12 protein-coding genes are annotated in these 15,615 nt (G+C 73.5%); 4 read left to right on the top strand and 8 right to left on the bottom strand.

Translation table 11 applies throughout. The features are described 5' to 3' along the window. Both HNR25_RS15585 and HNR25_RS15580 read right to left on the bottom strand, forming a co-directional pair. Complete coding sequence (locus HNR25_RS15585; protein ID WP_184636177.1) at nucleotides 1–561, bottom strand: UTRA domain-containing protein; 561 nt, start codon at nucleotides 559–561, stop codon at nucleotides 1–3. A gap of 240 nt (nucleotides 562–801) precedes the next feature. Beyond that, complete coding sequence (locus tag HNR25_RS15580; RefSeq protein ID WP_184636175.1) at nucleotides 802–1,599, bottom strand: GntR family transcriptional regulator; 798 nt, start codon at nucleotides 1,597–1,599, stop codon at nucleotides 802–804. A gap of 252 nt (nucleotides 1,600–1,851) precedes the next feature. Here HNR25_RS15580 and HNR25_RS15575 point away from each other — a divergent pair, with 252 nt between their 5' ends. After that, nucleotides 1,852–2,154: a hypothetical protein gene (locus HNR25_RS15575; protein WP_246463678.1), complete on the top strand. Its 303-nt coding sequence runs from the start codon at nucleotides 1,852–1,854 to the stop codon at nucleotides 2,152–2,154. A gap of 280 nt (nucleotides 2,155–2,434) precedes the next feature. Beyond that, complete coding sequence (locus HNR25_RS15570) at nucleotides 2,435–2,875, top strand: DUF6292 family protein (RefSeq protein WP_184636173.1); 441 nt, start codon at nucleotides 2,435–2,437, stop codon at nucleotides 2,873–2,875. A 101-nt stretch (nucleotides 2,876–2,976) separates the two neighbouring features. Here HNR25_RS15570 and HNR25_RS15565 read toward each other — a convergent pair whose 3' ends face one another. The 4 genes from HNR25_RS15565 to HNR25_RS15550 all read right to left on the bottom strand — a co-directional run bounded on the left by HNR25_RS15565 (nucleotide 2,977) and on the right by HNR25_RS15550 (nucleotide 8,496). Further along, nucleotides 2,977–4,122 (bottom strand): cystathionine gamma-synthase, encoded by a 1,146-nt coding sequence (locus tag HNR25_RS15565; RefSeq protein ID WP_184636171.1) that lies wholly within the window; start codon nucleotides 4,120–4,122, stop codon nucleotides 2,977–2,979. 195 nt (nucleotides 4,123–4,317) lie between these two features. After that, the gene (locus HNR25_RS15560; protein ID WP_184636169.1) at nucleotides 4,318–5,469 is read right to left on the bottom strand and encodes a glycosyltransferase family 4 protein; all 1,152 of its coding nucleotides are present in this window, start codon (nucleotides 5,467–5,469) and stop codon (nucleotides 4,318–4,320) included. A 7-nt stretch (nucleotides 5,470–5,476) separates the two neighbouring features. Then, nucleotides 5,477–6,400 (bottom strand): glycosyltransferase family 2 protein, encoded by a 924-nt coding sequence (locus HNR25_RS15555; protein ID WP_184639366.1) that lies wholly within the window; start codon nucleotides 6,398–6,400, stop codon nucleotides 5,477–5,479. 41 nt (nucleotides 6,401–6,441) lie between these two features. After that, nucleotides 6,442–8,496, bottom strand: a complete 2,055-nt coding sequence (locus HNR25_RS15550; RefSeq protein WP_184636167.1) for a hypothetical protein — start codon at nucleotides 8,494–8,496, stop codon at nucleotides 6,442–6,444. Nucleotides 8,497–8,757: 261 nt separating this feature from the next. Here HNR25_RS15550 and HNR25_RS15545 point away from each other — a divergent pair, with 261 nt between their 5' ends. Further along, nucleotides 8,758–9,615 carry a TIGR03089 family protein gene (locus tag HNR25_RS15545; protein ID WP_184636165.1) on the top strand — a complete coding sequence of 286 codons (858 nt, stop codon included), beginning with the start codon at nucleotides 8,758–8,760 and terminating at the stop codon, nucleotides 9,613–9,615. 85 nt (nucleotides 9,616–9,700) lie between these two features. Continuing rightward, nucleotides 9,701–11,083 carry an LCP family protein gene (locus tag HNR25_RS15540; RefSeq protein WP_312862565.1) on the top strand — a complete coding sequence of 461 codons (1,383 nt, stop codon included), beginning with the start codon at nucleotides 9,701–9,703 and terminating at the stop codon, nucleotides 11,081–11,083. Between the two features lie 308 nt (nucleotides 11,084–11,391). On the opposite strand, the gene HNR25_RS15535 is transcribed toward HNR25_RS15540, so the two are convergent. Continuing rightward, nucleotides 11,392–13,518, bottom strand: coding sequence for a glycosyltransferase family 4 protein (locus HNR25_RS15535; RefSeq protein ID WP_184639365.1), 2,127 nt, complete (start codon nucleotides 13,516–13,518; stop codon nucleotides 11,392–11,394). A 310-nt stretch (nucleotides 13,519–13,828) separates the two neighbouring features. Then, complete coding sequence (locus tag HNR25_RS15530) at nucleotides 13,829–15,604, bottom strand: amino acid adenylation domain-containing protein (protein ID WP_184636161.1); 1,776 nt, start codon at nucleotides 15,602–15,604, stop codon at nucleotides 13,829–13,831. Nucleotides 15,605–15,615: the final 11 nt, after the last annotated feature.

Below are 15,615 nucleotides of genomic sequence, written 5' to 3'. Positions count from 1 at the left end.
TCATTCCCCGGTCGCCTCGGGGGCGGGCGCGCCGGTCTCGAAGCACAGCACCATCCCGGATCCCACCGGTGTCACCGTGTCGGTCACCCGCAGCACGCGCCGGTGGGACCACGCGGTGCGCAGGGTGCGCACCGCGGGCGTTCCGGCCTCGACGCCCAGCGCTGCCGCGTCGTCGGCGGAGGCGGCGTGGGCCGCGACCTCGTCGCGGTAGCCGGTCTGGGGGTGGCCGTTCGCGGCGAGCACGTGGATGGTGCCGACGGCGATGTCGTCAGGGCCTTCCAGCTCCGTGCCGGACGCCAGGTCGCCGGGGTAGTAGGAGGTTTCGAGCGCGACGGTGCGCCCGTCGACGGCACGCACGGCCCGCCTGACGAGTGCGGCGGAGGTGCCCAGCCGGGAAGCGACGGAGGGCGGCGCCTGGTCCGTCCGCTCGACCTGGAGTTCCTTACTCGGCCGCCGACCGGAGTCCACGACGAACCGGTCGAAGGCGTCGTGCCCGCCGGCGGCGTCGCGGACCCGCTCCCGGCTGGCCGGATAATGGAAACCGGGGGATTCCTCTTTCACCGATACACCTCTCCCGAAAGGGTCGCAATCGCCTGGAGGTATACCCCCTTCCGGTAGGGCATGACCGACCTTTGCCCGCACTGTTGCCTTACCGGTGCCCGGGCGCTGGTCGTCGGGCCCGGGCGGCCGGATGCGGTCATCACTGCGCGGACCTGAGGCGCCGGCTGTGCGGTTAGCGGTCGGTGTTCGTGCCTCCCCTCGTTCGCGGAACCGGGCGGACCGGGCCGGGCGGCCTGCCGGTCAGCGGTCGTAGACGTTGACGTCGGTGGCTGTGTGCAGCAGATCCGGCTCGATCGCCCCCTCGGCGTAGAGCAGTTGGTGGCGGTCGGCCGGCAGGTAGGTCCGGGTGAACCGGATCGGTGTCGTGTCGGAGTAGGCCACCCGTTCGTGGACGAGCAGCGGAACGCCGGGGCCGAGCGCGAACCGGGAGGACTCCTTGAGCGAGGGCATCTTGGCGCCGATGACGTCCCATGAGCCGGTCTGCGGATAGCCGAGTTCGGCCAGCAGCTTTTTGGTCCCCTCGGGGACGTTGGCCGGGCGGTCCAGGTCGGTGCCCTCGGCGATGAAGTCGGGGTAGTAGGACTCCTGGCGCTCCCACAGCCGCGTGCCGACGTAGCGGTCGCAGCGGCGGATGACGGCGAAGCCCCGGTCCTCGGCGGGGTCGAGGTCCAGCAGGTGGGCGAGTGTCCCGGTGGCGGGTTCCCGTCCGACCTTCAGGTCCTCGCGCGGATCGACACCGTGCTCGCGGCGCATGCGGTCGAGGTAGTTGGCGTAGCGCTCGTCGTCGGAGTGGCCCTGCAGCGGCGATGCCAGGTGGACGGTGGGGCGGTAGTCGCGCACCCGGCTCCCGCTGCCCTGCTTGGTGTCGATGCGGCCGCGGCTGGCCAGCTCGTGCAGCGCCCGCCGGACGGTGTTGCGCGAGGTGCGGTAGGTCTCGATCAGCCGGTCCTCGGTGGGCAGGGGTTGGCCGGGGACATAGCGCCCCTGATCGATCTCCTCCATGAGCTCGTGCGCGATCTCGATGTGCCGGGGCTCCATGGACTGCCTCTCCCGCCGATCGACCGATTGGTGCCAATGAGTCTACCCAAAAGCCTTGACTCACCATCTGATGAAACGCATCGTTGTACTTGTAGGAATGAATCCAATGAAGCCGAACAGGAGACGAAGAAGTCTAAGCCAGAACGATTGACCGGTCAGTCCGCCGGATTGGGTTCATTCCTCTCCGGAGCCACCCGCCCGGAGGGCGCGGACGCTGGACGGGCGCCCGCGCAGGACGAGAGGAGGGGAAACATGTTGCCCCTGGCAATCGGGACGGTCGTACTGCTGCTGGTCGCCTTCTTCAGCGTGCTACTCGGGATGCTGGTCGCAGCGACCATCGGCATCAAGCGCAGCGACCGCGGGCACTACCGCGCCCTGCGCAACGGCCGCGGCGGCGGCCGCACCTTCACGGGCGCCGGCCGCACCCTCACCGGACTCCGCTTCGTGCGTAACCGCTCGGCCGCCGACGACGCGGACGGCTCCCAGGCGGAATCCGAGGGCGGAGACAGCGAAGAGGGCGGCTCCGCCCTCGGCCGACGGGACGCCCTGGTCTGACCTCCACGACAGCTGAACCCGCAGTCCGCTCCGGCGGAGCGCCGCGTGCCCGGCCGCCCCGGGCGCGCGGTCGCGTTCGCCCCGGCGCGCCACCGGCCCGCTCCGGTGGCGTCTGCGGTCCTCGTCGCAGAGGTGCGACCCGTGCGACACGCCCGGGCCAATCCACTCGCGGAACCGGTCGAACCCGTAGCTTTCCACCAACGAACCGCTGCGCGGATCACGGCGCAGCGGGGCCCGCACGCACCCGTTCCGCAGCACCTCAGTTAGATAGGACCGCGCCGTGACCGACAACGGCCTTCTGCCCGCCCCGTACTCCCCTGCGTGGGTCAGGCTCCCCCAGCCCTATGTCGACGCCGTCGCCCGGCGGCTGGCCGACGGCGGCGTCTCCGTACTCGACCATTGGAACGACCCGATGGACCCCCGCGACGCCACCGTCATCGTCCGCGCACCCGCGGGCGGCCGGCTGCGCTTCGTCTGGGACGAGGAGAGCGGCTGGCGCTACGGCCCCATGGACGCCGAGGGCTGGACCCCGCTGGAGGCCACCCGGTACCTGCCCGCAGGGCTGCTTCCGCCCCCCGCCGAGGTCGCCGCCGCCGTCGGCGGCGTGCTCGCCGGAACGTGCGCGGGCACCCCCGAGCACCCCCGGTTCCGGTCGTTCCGCGACTACGGCGACGGGCTCGACGCCCGGCTGGCCGCCTACGCGCCCGTCGGCGCGGTCTAGCGACCCGGCCGGCGGACCGCCGGTCTGCCGCTCGACGCCGCGTGCCCGAAACGTTCCGCGTACCGGGCGCGCGGCCGACCGCCCGCTCCGCCGCCTCCCGCCTACCGCTCCAGGGCGCCGGTCAGGTCGGCGACCAGGTCGTCGGCGGACTCGATGCCGACCGACAGGCGGACGAGGTCGGCCGGAACCTCCAGCGGCGAACCGGCCGCCGAGGCGTGGGTCATCCGCCCCGGGTGCTCGATGAGGGACTCGACACCGCCCAGCGACTCGCCCAGGGTGAACACCCGCGCGCGGTCGCACACCTTCAGCGCGGCGTCCTCGCCGCCGCGCACGCGGAAGGACACCATCCCGCCGAACGCCCGCATCTGCCGCTTCGCGACCCCGTGGCCGGCGTGGTCGGGCAGGCCCGGGTAGTAGACCTCGGTCACGCCCGGGTGGCGGCCCAGCTCGTCGACCACACGCTCGGCGTTGGCGCAGTGCCGGTCCATGCGCACACCCAGCGTCTTGATGCCGCGCAGGGTCAGCCACGCGTCGAAGGGGCCGGCGATCGCGCCCATCGTGTTCTGGTGGAAGGCCAACCGGTGGCCCAGGTCGGGGTCGGATACCACGAGCGCGCCGCCGACGACGTCGGAGTGGCCGCCCAGGTACTTGGTGGTGGAGTGCACGACCACGTCGGCGCCGAGCGTGAGCGGACGCTGCAGGTAGGGCGAGGCGAACGTGTTGTCGACGACGAGCAGTGCGCCGCCGTCGCGGGCCACCCCGGCCAGCGCTTCGATGTCGGTGATGGTCAGCAGCGGGTTGGTGGGCGTCTCCGCCCAGATCGCCACCGTCTCGGGGCGTACGGCGCGGCGCACGGCCTCGGTGTCCGACTGGGGCACCGCCTCCCACTCCACGCCCCAGCGCTCCAGCACCGTGGAGAACAGCCGGAACGTGCCGCCGTACGCGTCGGCGGGGATGATCACATGGTCGCCGGGCCCGGCGATCGTGCGCATCAGGGTGTCCTCGGCGGCCATGCCCGAGGCGAACGCCAGACCCCGGATGCCCGACTCCAGCGCCGCCAGGCATTCCTCCAGCGCACCGCGGGTGGGGTTGGCGGTGCGAGAGTACTCGTAGCCGCTGCGCAGACCGCCGACGCCGTCCTGGGCGTAGGTGCTCGTCTGGTAGATGGGGACCGCGACCGCGCCGGTTTCGGCGTCGGCCTCCTGCCCGGCGTGGATGGCCTGCGTGTCGAACCCGTCGAACGTCATGGGCAACACACTAGATCAGTCCCCCGGAGCGGCGCGGCCCGACGACGCCGTCGACCGCGCGATCGCCCGCGCGGGATCCGCCGGGGGCGCACGTCCGGCGGGGTCCGCGCGGTACACGAGCCGACGCGGTGCGACCGGCGCGCGCGACGCCCCCAGCGGCCGCGCTCGGCACCGGCTGCGGTCCCGCGGCCGGGCTCAGTCCCGCTCGCCGAGCAGCGCGTCGATGTAGCCGTCCCATAGCGGGCCGGGGTCGGCCGGGCGCACGGCGGCCCGCAGGCGCTCGGCCGCACCGGGCGCGTAGAACCGGCGCAGCGCGTCGGCGAGGTCGGCGGGATCGTCCGGGGCGCACAGCAGCCCGTCCTTCCCGTCGGCCACCGCATCGGCCAGCGCGCCCGCGCGCGTGGCGATCACCGGCAGCCCGTGCTCGTGGGCCAGGTGCACGTTCTGGGTGGCCGTCGCCGACCGGTAGGGCAGCACCAGCGCGTCGGCTCCGGCGAACAGAGCGGGCAGCTCGTCGGCGGGCACGTAGCCCTCGCGGAAGTCCACGCGGTCGGCGATCCCCAGCTCGGCCGCGAGACCGCGCAGCTCCGGGGCCGTGCCCCAGAACTCGCCGGCGACGGTGAGGCCGACGTCGGGGGGCGCGCTCCGGGCGAAGGCGCGCAGCAGGACGTCGACGCCCTTGTAGTGCCGGACGAGGCCGAAGAACAGCAGGTTGCGCCGCAGGCCGCCGGATCGGCCGCCGTTCGGGCCGCTCTCCCCACCGCCGTCGCCGGAGGCGCCCCCCTCGCCGGCGCGGTCCGCGTCCCGGGCGCGGGGCAGGTGCGGCGGCAGCGGGGCCCAGCGCACGGGAACGTCCTCGCCGGCGAGCCCGCAGGCCGCGCGGGCCTGTTCGGGCGAGTGCGCCAGCACCCCGCCCACGCGCCGCAGCAGGGTGCGCATCAGGGCGGTATCGGCCGGTCGGCGCTCGTGCGGCAGCACGTTGTGGCACAGCGCCAGCGTGCGCGCCCGCCCGCCGACACCGGCGAGGACGCCCAGGTAGGGCACGGCCTGGGCGGGGATCAGCACGGTGACCACGACCAGGTCGGCGGCCGCGCCCATGCGGCGGCCGGCGCGCCACCATCCCCAGGGCCGGTTCCAGGCGAGGTCGCGCCGGGTGGCGGGGAACGGTTCGCCCTCGGGCGCGGGCACGGTCTGGCGGCCGGGATACAGCAGCGCCGGATACTGGGCCCGCCACGTCTCGACGACCGTCTCGTGCCCGCGCGCGGCCAACCGGTGGGCCAGTTCGGTGGTGTGGCGCGCACCGCCGCCCTTGTAGGGGTGGGCGGGGCCGACCAGGCTGATGCGCACGGGCGTCTCAGGAACCGTCGCGCGAGCGCACGATCAGGTCGGCCAGCAGGGCCAGCGCCGCCACGATGAGCCCGCTGGTCAGCAGCATGACCGTGTTGTTGGGGAGGTAGAGCGGCTCGCGGACCTGGTCGAAGACGAACTTGGCCGCACCGATGCCCAGCAGCCACAGCGCGAGCGGCATCAGGACCTTGAGCGGATTGAAGTACATGACCATCCGCAGTACCTGCAGGAGGTAGCGGTAGGCGTCGCGGACGAAGTGGAACTTGGAGGTGCCCGACCGTTTGGCGTAGTCGATCGGGACGTAGCGGATGGGGTGCTGGTTGGACAGGAACGCCAGCGTGAGCGTGGTGACGCAGGAGAACCCCGGCGGCAGCAGGCGCAGGTAGGGCAGCGAAACGTCGCGGCGGAACGCCCGCAGCCCCGAGTTGAGGTCGGGGATGGGCGTGTTGGTGAGCCGCTCGGCGATCTTGCGGATCAGCCACTTCATAGGGACCCGCAGCAGCCGGTGGCTGCCGGACTCCTGGTTGCGGGCGCCCACCACCTGGTCGATTCCGGGGTCGGCCGCGAGCATGTCCACGAGCTCGGGGATGCGCTCGTTGGGGTAGGTCATGTCGGCGTCGGTCCACACGACGATGCGCCCGCGGGCGCGCTGCGTACCGAGGCGGCGCACGGTGCCCGCGCCCCCGTTGTGCCCGAATGCCACCACCCGCACGTGCTCGAACAGCGGCTCGGCTTCACGCAGCAGCGCGAGGGTGTCGTCGGTCGACGCGTCGTCGACGGCGAGCACCTCGTAGGAGCGGTCCGAGGCGTCCATCGCCGCGCAGACGCGCTCGACTTCCTTGATCACGTGCTCCTGCTCGTTGTAGCAGGGCAGCACGATGGTCACGTCGGGCGTCGGCTCGGGCGCGCCGTCTTCTTCGTTCTGGGGCATCTCACTCACGGTGGGGTCAAGGATAGCTCCGCGGTCGAGCGCTACTGCCGGGGTACGGCGGCGACCCACACGTCGCCGTCGAATCCCCACGCGCCGGCCGGCGGCTCCATCAGCGTGCTGGCGTCTCGCTCGGCGTCGACGTCGAACGGATGCCGGATGCCGGTTCCCGGCGGCACGTACGGCAGGATGTGGCGCGGCTCGGACGCCGCAAGGACGGGAGTGCGGCCGCGTCGGCGGATCTCGCCGACGATGCGCTCGACGTCGGGTTCGGGTTCCGATGATGCGAGGCCGGCTGCGGGCACGCCGCACATGCCCCGCAGGAGCTGCAGGTAGCCGCCGTAGAGGCCGTCGACCACGATCACGCTGGCGTCGTCGGGGAGCGCCCGGCAGAGCTGTCGCGTCGCCTGGACGCTGCCGACGTCGGATCGGTAGGTCATCACCCCCGCGGCGGTGAGCGCCGTGGGCACCAGCATCGCCGCCACGCCCGCGACCGCCGCGGTCGCCGCCGCGGCCCGGCGCAGCTCGGCCCGGAGCGCTCCGGGCCCGGTGTCGAGCCGGCGCGCCAGCCAGGCGACGAACCACACCGCGAAGAGGATGAACGCCGGCAGTACCAGGACGATCAGCCGCCTGCTGGCCCACGGGTGGTCGGGGGTGATGGCGGGGCGCAGCAGCGTGGTGACCACGGTCCACGACAGCACCATCGCCGGCAGCAGCCACTGCGGCTCGCGGTGGCGCATGATCCGGTGCACGATCAGCGCCGCGCCGACGGTCGCCAGCAGCACGGTGCTCAGCCCCACGTACCAACCCGCCCAGTACAGGCTCATCTCGTAGTAGGTCCGGTCGGGTTGCACGGCCAGGCCCTCGATCCGCTGCACCTGGCCGATGTAGTCGGCGGTGGCCTGGTCGCCGTGTCCGGTGTCGGTGTAGATCAGGGGACGCAGCGCGATCAGGGCCAGTACGGCGACCACGGCCCACGCGGCGGCGGCGGGGAGCCAGCGGGGGCGGTCGCCGCGCGGCAGGCCGCGCCGCCACAGCAGCGCCACGGCCGCCGCGACGCCGGCGAGGACGGCCGCGCTGATCCACAGCAGCGGCACGAGCGAATCCGAGAGGTGCTCCAGGTAGGGGCGCGAAAGGCCGTATCCGGCTACGGCCCCGTAGCCGGCGCCGACCGCGAGGCCGCCGGCGAGCGGCAGCGCCTGGCCGCGCCGGGCCACCAGGAGCAGACCCGCGAAGGCCACCAGCGGAAGGAGGTCGCGCAATGCGGTGATGCGCACCACCAGTCCCAACCCGAAGACCAGGCCGGCGGCGGCCGCCAGCGTGTGCCACCGGGTCCAGCCGCCGCCGAGCGCCGTCCTGCGTGTCAGGGCGTCGAAGGCCAGTACGAGGGCGCCCAGCAGCAGCACTTGGGCGACGGGTTCGCTGTAGGTGGAGCGGCTGATCCACTGCTGGGTCTGGCACACCGCCAGCAGCAGCGCTGCGGCCGGAGCCCAGCGGGGGCCGACGAGGCGTGCGGCCAGTCCGCCGAACGTGAACACGCCCAGGCCGCCGACGACCGGGGGCACCAGCAGCATGCCGGTGAGTCCGCCCAGCCAGTGGCCCACGGTGTAGACCAGCGGCGCCCCGGCGAGGAACTGCGGCCAGACGACGTCGCCGACCTCGTAGTAGGCCAGACTGCCGTAGACCAGGGAGGGGTCGTCGCCGGCGATGAGACCGCGCTGCTGAGGGATCGGAAGGTGGCCGTTCTGGGCGATCCAGGCGGTGAACTGCGCATAGGAGGCGGGGTCGCGGCGCACGACCAGGATCTCGGAGTGGTAGCCCAGCTGCACGGCGGCGAAGGCGGCGGCGACCGCCGCCGTGAGCACCAGCGGCCACCACGGCAGCCGGGCGCCGCCGGAGGCGGCCCCGGCGAGCGCGGGCACCGGCCCGAGAACCAGCACCGCTCCCGCCGCCACGGCCGGGATCCCCAGCAGCGCGCCGGTGAGCGGCGTCAGTACTCCCGCCACGAGCAGCGGAAACGCCACGACGAGCCAGGCCGCCAGGACGACTGCCGGCGCCGCGGTGGCGCGCGCGAACAGGCGTGCGGAAGTCGATCCCATGAAGGCACCTTCTCAGCTTCGGCGCCGCAGGCGTATCACCCGGGCCTTCGTCCCGCGCGCAGCACCCGGCGGCGTGCGGGACTCCGCGCACCCGGCCGGCGGGCACGGAGGGGCCCGGGCGCACGGCCCGGGCGCGAGGGGTAGGGCCACCCTCGGGTTCCCCGCGAGTAACATGTGGCTCGGCGCAGGGCCGCTCCCGCGATCGCTCTCCGGCGGCACCGGGCGCCGACTCCCCTGACGGCGACGTGGAAAGGACCCCCCGTGGGCGCGGAAACCGCAGAAACCGCTCTGCAGCTATGGCGCTCCGCCGTGGCGGCAGATCCCGCACGCCCGTTCGTCACCGCCTACGACGAGGCCACCGGCGGCCGGGTGGAACTGTCGTTCGCCACCGTCGACAACTGGGTGTCCAAGACGGCGAACATGCTCGTCGACGGCCTCGGCGCCGAGCCGGGCGACCGGGTCGGTCTGGCGCTGCCGCTGCACTGGCAGAGCCTGGTGTGGCTGCTGGCCTGCTTCACCACCGGAACGACCGCCGTGGCCGGCGCCCCGGGCCGGGTTCCCGAGTGCGACATCGCGGTGGCCGACGCCGAGCGCCTGCCGGCCGCGCTGGATTCGCCGGCGCGGGAGGTCGTGGGCACGTCGCTGCACCCGCTGGGCGCCCCTCTGGACGCGTGCCCTCCGGCGGCCGTGGACTACGGCGTCGAGGTGCGCGGCTACGGCGACCGCTTCGACGCCGATCCCGCGGCCCCCGACGCTGCGGCGTTCGAGGTCCCGCCCGAGGCGGCCGGCGGCACCGACCTGCTGGGGGGCGCAATCACGGCCGTCACCTGCACCGGGACCGAGCTGGCCGCGTCCGGTCGCCGGAAGCTGGAGGAGTGGGGGCTGACAGCCGCCGACCGCGTGGCTATCATCACCTCTGCACCGGACTCCCCCGCTGCCCTGGGATCGCGCCTGGACGTGCTGCTGGGCCCCCTCGCGGGCGGGATCGCGCTCGTGCTCCTGCCCGGCGGCGATTCGGCTAGCCTGCAACAGCGGCTGGACATGGAGCGCGCCACGGCGACAGCCGGTGCGCGGCCCGGCACCCCCGCTCACGCCGACCCCCGCAGGCCGTTGACCTGACCCCTCCCCTCATTGGTGCGAAATGCCCGGAAAACGCTCATCGCGAGGTTCGGCGAAGGGCCGCACAGCGCGCAAGAGCCTGTCCGTGGGCGGCTGGATCGCGGTTCTGACGACCGCGGCGGTGATCGGCACCAGCCTCACCGCCTACGCCGCCTACTACGACATCTACGGCAACATCGAACAGCAGAACATCGACACCGACTCCTTCGGCGACCGGCCGAACAGGGTCGAGGGCGCGATGAACATCATGGTGATCGGCTCGGACGTCCGCACCGGTGAGAACGCGGACTACGGCGAGGCCGAGGGACAGCGCCCCGACACCCTGATCGTCGCGCACATCTCTCCCAACAACGGCCGCGCGACGCTGGTCAACCTGCCCCGCGACCTGATCGTCGACCTGCCCGCGTGCGAGGGCCAGGGCGACACCGCCGGCATGGCCGCCCAGCGCGGCATGATCAACTCGCCGCTGTCCCTCGGCGGCGTGCAGTGCCAGTGGAAGGCCGTCGAGTCCGTCACCGGCATCCGCATCGACCACTTCGTCAGCGTCGACTTCACCGGGTTCAAAGGCATCGTCGACTCCATCGGCGGCGTGCGGATGTGCATCCCCGATCCCATCGACGACGAGGACGCCAAGCTGCACCTGGACGCCGGCGAGCAGACGCTCGACGGCGAGGAGTCGCTGGGCTACATGCGCTCGCGCTACGGGCAGGGCGACGGCAGCGACGTCAGCCGCATCAAGCGCCAGCAGGAGTTCCTCGGCGCGATGCTCAACCAGGTCATGCAGGGCGAGATCCTCAACCGCCCGAGCAACATCACCGGCTTCCTCAGCTCGGTCACCGAGACCATGACCACCGACGACGAGCTGACGCTGGATGTCATGTCCGACATCGCCATCGCGATGCGCGAAGTCGACCTCGGCAACATCAACTTCGTCACCACCCCCAACGGCCAGGCTCCCGAGAACGAGAACCGCCTGGCTCTCACCCAGCCGCAGGCCTCGCAGCTGTTCGAGGCCATCGCCAAGGACCAGAGCCTCACCGGCGACGACGACGGCGGCGACGGGGGCGGCGGCGACGGCGACGGCGACGAGGAGCAGCAGGAGCAGGTCGCACCCGGCGACGTCTCCGTGGAGGTGCTCAACGGCGAGGGCACTCCGGGGCTGGCCGAGCAGGTGGGCCAGTGGCTGACCACGGAAGGCTTCCAGGTCGCCAACACCGGCAACCCGGTGCAGATCCCCGCCCAGACCACGATCTACTACGGGTCCGGCAAGAAGGCCCACGCCCAGGCCCTCGCCGACGAAGCCGTCAACGCCACCGTCGTGGAGAACACCAGCCTCGGCGACACCGTGCAGCTGGTCCTCGCCCAGGACTGGGACGGTTTCACCAGCACCGCGGGCAGCGGTGGCGGCTCCTCGCCCGGCGGCGTCGACGGAACCACAGCGGAGGAATCCAAGCAGCAGTGCAGTTAGGCGGTGTGCTCTGCGGGGCGCCGGCGATGGGCGCCCCGCAGAGGGCCGCCCATCGGAGAACCGACCCGCCGCCCCATGAGCTTCATCGGCGACCGCGGCTTCCCGGACGCGGTCCCGCGTCATCGCAGTCGACACAGGCACGGGCGCCCGGGCGGCTTCGATGCGCCCGGGCGGCTTCGATCGTCCGTGCCGAGGGCCGCCCGGCCGCGATCGGCGAGGCGGCGGTACCGGCCTCGACGCCGGCCCGCTCCCGAACGCCCCCGCTGAGCTCCCCCGCGGTCCGGATGCCCCCGGCTCCGGGCCGCTCCTCAGGCGGCCGCGGCTCCCACGGGATCCTGCACCGCGGGAACCTTGCCGTGCACGACCAGGTCGGTCCACATGCCGCAGACACGGTCCAGCGAGTAGTTCCCGGTGATCTCGGCTCTGGCCGCCATGCGCGCGGCGTCGAAGCGGCCCTCGGAGACGACGCCGTGGATGGCCTCGGCCATCTCCGCCGGGCTGTCGTGCAGCCATCGACCGGAGTAGATGGTGTCGGCTCCCGGCCAGGTCAGCACCGCGGGAACGCCCCCCGAGGCCGCGCATTCGGCCGGGGCCAAGTGGAAGCTCTCGTCGTCGCTGGTGGAAAGCATGAACCCGACCCGGCGCAGCCACGTGGCTACGTCGGGGCCGAACGGGTCGAAGACCACCCCCTCGGCCAGCAGCGGGTCGCGCTGGACGGTGCGGTAGGTGCGCTCGTAGTACTCGCGCTCTTCCGGCCGGTTCCACACCCACCAGTAGTCCCAGGGCTGCTTGGTCTTGACCGCGAGCGTGAAGCGGGGGTCGCGCCGGCGCAGCTCGCCCAGCACCTCGATACCGCGGTCCAACCGCTTGCGCGACGGCGCGATCCCGACCATGCCGAGGGTGAACTCCGCTCCGGGCAGCTTGGGCCGGTCGAGCTGGTCGACGTCGACCCAGTTGGGCAGCACGACGACCTTGTCGGCGGGCCATCCGGCGAGCTCGCGCGTCAGGGACGCGTAGTACGGGCTGACGCACACGACCGCGTCGACCTTGTCGATGTCGAGCTTGCGCGGCCACTCCGCGTAGAGCTCGAAGCGGTGCAGGCGCACCACCAGCCGCTGGCCGGCCCTCTTGTGCTCGGCGTAGAACAGCGCGTTGGGGCCGCACCACTCGCAGATGACGACATCGGCCCAGGCGGCCAGCTCCCTGCTGCGGTACTGGTCGTGGTTGCGCAGCGACTCCCACTGGTCCACGCGCACCTCCAGACCGGGCAGCGACGTCAGGAACTCCGACAGCCGGGTGAAGAACTTCAGGTCGTGGCCGGCGATGACCACCTTGACCGGCCGCTGCGGGTCGGTTCCCGCCGGCGCCTGCGGAAAGACCAGGTCCAGGTAGCTGCGCAACCGCTCGGCGGCGCGGTCCAGGCTGAAGTCCGCGGCGGCGGTGCGGCAGCGTTCGGCCGCTTCGCGGTACAGGTCCGGGTCGGCGGCCAGGGTCAGCGCGTCGGCGACCGAGTCGGCGTCCTCACCGGCGAACAGCGGGTAGTCGGCGCCCAGCAGCCGTTCGTGCATCGGGGTGCGGTTGACGACGACGGGCAGCCCCAGCGCCCCGAGCTCCAGGACCTTGGTGGACAGCTCCAGGCTGGCGTCCATCTCCGGCGACCGCCAGGACAGGCCGACGTCGCACTGGGCCGAAATCGCCAGCGCTTCCGCCCGCGGCTTGCCGCCGTGCCAGGTCAGCCCATCGGTGGACTCCAGGGCCCGGCTCATGGAGCGCGCCCACTCCGGCGAGTCGCGGTGCACCTTGTCGCCGATCATGTGCAGCTCGGCGGGCACGCCGCGGCGAGCCAGGGCGGCGGGCAGCTCCGTCATCTCCAGCGTGTTCCAGCGAGGTGCGAACTTGCCGGTGTAGACGAGCTTGAGCGGCTGGTGGGGTTCGCCCGTGCCGTGAGCGTCGTCCGGCGTGACCACCACCGGCGGGAACAGGACGCTCTTGCCGCAGGCGGCGGGCACGGAGGACTCCAGGAACCCGCGCAGCTCCTCGGTCTGGCACAGCAGCAGCCGCGACGCCACGGCGATGTCGGAGATCTCCGAGACGGCGGTGGCGGTCATCCCGGCGACGCTCTGCGGCACGTCGGTGAGGTAGGTCCACAGCCGCCCGTCCAGCTGCTCGTTCTGAGCGGCGGCGACGGCGAGCCGGCTGCCGCGGACGACGACGAGGTCGTAGCCGTGTTCGGCGTCCAGCCGGGTGATCAGCTCGACGGCCTGGTCCGGTGTCAGGCCGCGCCGTCCCGCCTCGGGCACCAGGCCTTCCTCGTGCGGCCGGCGGACGGTCACGCCCGGCACCTCCGCCAGCGGCGCGACCAGCCGGTCGGTGGTCACCGGCGCCTTGAGCAGCAGCGTTGCCTCGCACCCGGCGGCGGCCAGGCCCTGGGTCATGGACTGCGCCCAGATCGCCGATCCGTCGATGATGTTCAGGTCGACATCGCCGTAGACGAGTGCGCGCAGGCCGCGGGCGGGCCCGTTCCCCGGGCCGGCGGCGCCGCCGGCCCGGGAGCCCCGGTCGTCGCCGCCGCTCGCGGGATCGCGTTCGCGAGGATGGTTGGTCACGTACTTCCCTTCGTTGCGATCCTGGGGGCCGTGCTCGCACGGACGCCGGTCCGGCCCGCACGGCCGTCGCGGAGGGCGGCCGGCGTCCGGCACGTTCGGATCGTGCTGACTGCGGTGGGCTCGGGGGCGGTCCGGGGCATCAGCCGGCGCCGGGCGTGGTCCGGGCCTCCGGCTCGGACCGGGACGCGCCGGGTCCGAGCACGGGTGCCAGAGCCAGCAGCCGCGCGCCGTGCCTGTTCCACACGCCCGGGTGCAGTGCGCGGCAGACGAGCTCGCGGCGGGCCAGCTCCGGAGCGACGGAACTCACGAAAACATACTCCTGCTCGGCCGCCGCGTGGCCGACCGCATCGGCCGCGTCCCCGGGCGGCTGCGGCTGGGGTCCGGCGACGGCCGGACCCACCGCGTCGGCGTCGGAGCACTCCGCGGCGCACAGCAGGTCGGCGAGGAAGTGCTCCCCGCGGGGGCCGTCCCACAGCGCCGTCCACGGCACGTCGGCGGCGCGGGCGAGGCGCGCCCAGTCCTCGGGCTGCGGGGCGCCGACGGGTGCGGCCCCGGGGACCGTGCGCACGGGGACGCCGTGTGCGTGCAGCCGCTCGATCCCGGCCAGTCCCGCCGCGCTGTCGGGGACCACGACCTCGAAGGGCGGGTGGGACTGCTGCAGCGCATCACCGGCCAGGGCGAGGCTTTCGGCGTCGTCGCCGGGCAGGGCCAGCAGCGCGGTCCGGCGGTTCTTCAGCGGCAGCGAGGGGCTGCCCGAGCCGGGCGCGAATCCGAGGCGGCCGAAGATCTCGGCGAGGCGTACCGGGGTCGCGTCGGTGAGGAACACCGAGCGCAGGACCAGGCGCAGCTCCTCGGAGGTGAGCGGCCCGGCTGCGCGCAGCCGGGCCAGTTCGTCCGTCGCGGCGCCGGAGCGCAGGGCCCGGACGTCGGTGGCGACGCTGCGCAGGGTCGTGTCGCGCTCGCCGGCCCCCTCGTCCGCGCCGCGTGCGGTGTCGCCCAGCAGCAGCGCCCGGGCGCCGCAGGCCAGGGCCCGATCGGCCAGGGCGGTGTCGCCGACGACGACGCCGGAGCAGGCCCGCAGCCGGGCGGGCAGCTCCTGCGCGTCCTCGCGGACGCCGGCGAGTCGGCGCATGCCGTCCTCGGACAGCCGCTCGACCAGCCGGTCGGCGACGACCCCCGCCGGTGCGGGCGAGGGGACGTAGGCCGGTTCGGAGGCGCGCTCGGGTTCGGCGGCCACGGGGTTGAACAAGTGCAGGGGGACGCCGGCATCGCCGCGGTGGACGTGGTCGAAGTCCAGGGCCGCCAGCCCGGGCGGTGCCGGGGCGTCGGCGATCAGGACGGTGGGCACGCCGCGCGCCTGCGCGGAGTCGATCACCCAGTTGAGCACCCGGGTGCGGTCTCCGACGGCGGGGTCGCCGGCGTGGGCCCACAGCGATCCGGGCGCCGCGGCCGAGGCGGACACGCACACGATGTCGACGTCGACGGACTCGAAGGCCGCTTGCGCGTCCTGGGGCCGCAGCGGCACGACCCGGACGTAGGGGGCCAGTGCCGCGCGGATCTCGGGGGCGAGGACGCCGGCGACGACGAGCCGGCTGTCGCGCACGCCCACGCCTCCGGAGAGCAGCCGGGCCTCCTCGCGCTCGGCGTCGAAGGAGCGCACCGGTTGGGCTTTGGTGCCCCGACCGGTCGCGGGCCCGGTCCGGCCGGCTTTGCGCCAGAGCCGGAACATTTCGCGGGGCAGCTGCACGAGGCCGCGCCCGGGCCGTTTGGCCGCGGCGGTCAGGGCGCGGCCCACCTGCAGCGAGGTGGAGCCTTCCAGCGCCGCCAGTCGCGCCTTGGCCTCCTGGAGCTGGGCTTCCCGCTCGGACAGGGCCTGCCTCAGCTGTTCGGTGTGGCTCAGTTCACGCCGTTTCACGGGATACTTCC

The organism is Streptomonospora salina (assembly GCF_014204715.1).
Classification (GTDB): Bacteria; Actinomycetota; Actinomycetes; order Streptosporangiales; family Streptosporangiaceae; genus Streptomonospora; species Streptomonospora salina.
Note: the sequence above shows the minus strand (reverse complement) of the source record. Positions and strands in the feature narration are given on the sequence as shown.

Coding starts and splice junctions, on each gene's coding strand:
- HNR25_RS15550 (WP_184636167.1), bottom strand. CDS start 8,496: ATGGGATCGACTTCCGCACGCCTGTTCGCGCGCGCCACCGCGGCGCCG.
- HNR25_RS15555 (WP_184639366.1), bottom strand. CDS start 6,400: ATGCCCCAGAACGAAGAAGACGGCGCGCCCGAGCCGACGCCCGACGTG.
- HNR25_RS15580 (WP_184636175.1), bottom strand. CDS start 1,599: ATGGAGCCCCGGCACATCGAGATCGCGCACGAGCTCATGGAGGAGATC.
- HNR25_RS15565 (WP_184636171.1), bottom strand. CDS start 4,122: ATGACGTTCGACGGGTTCGACACGCAGGCCATCCACGCCGGGCAGGAG.
- HNR25_RS15575 (WP_246463678.1), top strand. CDS start 1,852: ATGTTGCCCCTGGCAATCGGGACGGTCGTACTGCTGCTGGTCGCCTTC.
- HNR25_RS15535 (WP_184639365.1), bottom strand. CDS start 13,518: ATGACCCAGGGCCTGGCCGCCGCCGGGTGCGAGGCAACGCTGCTGCTC.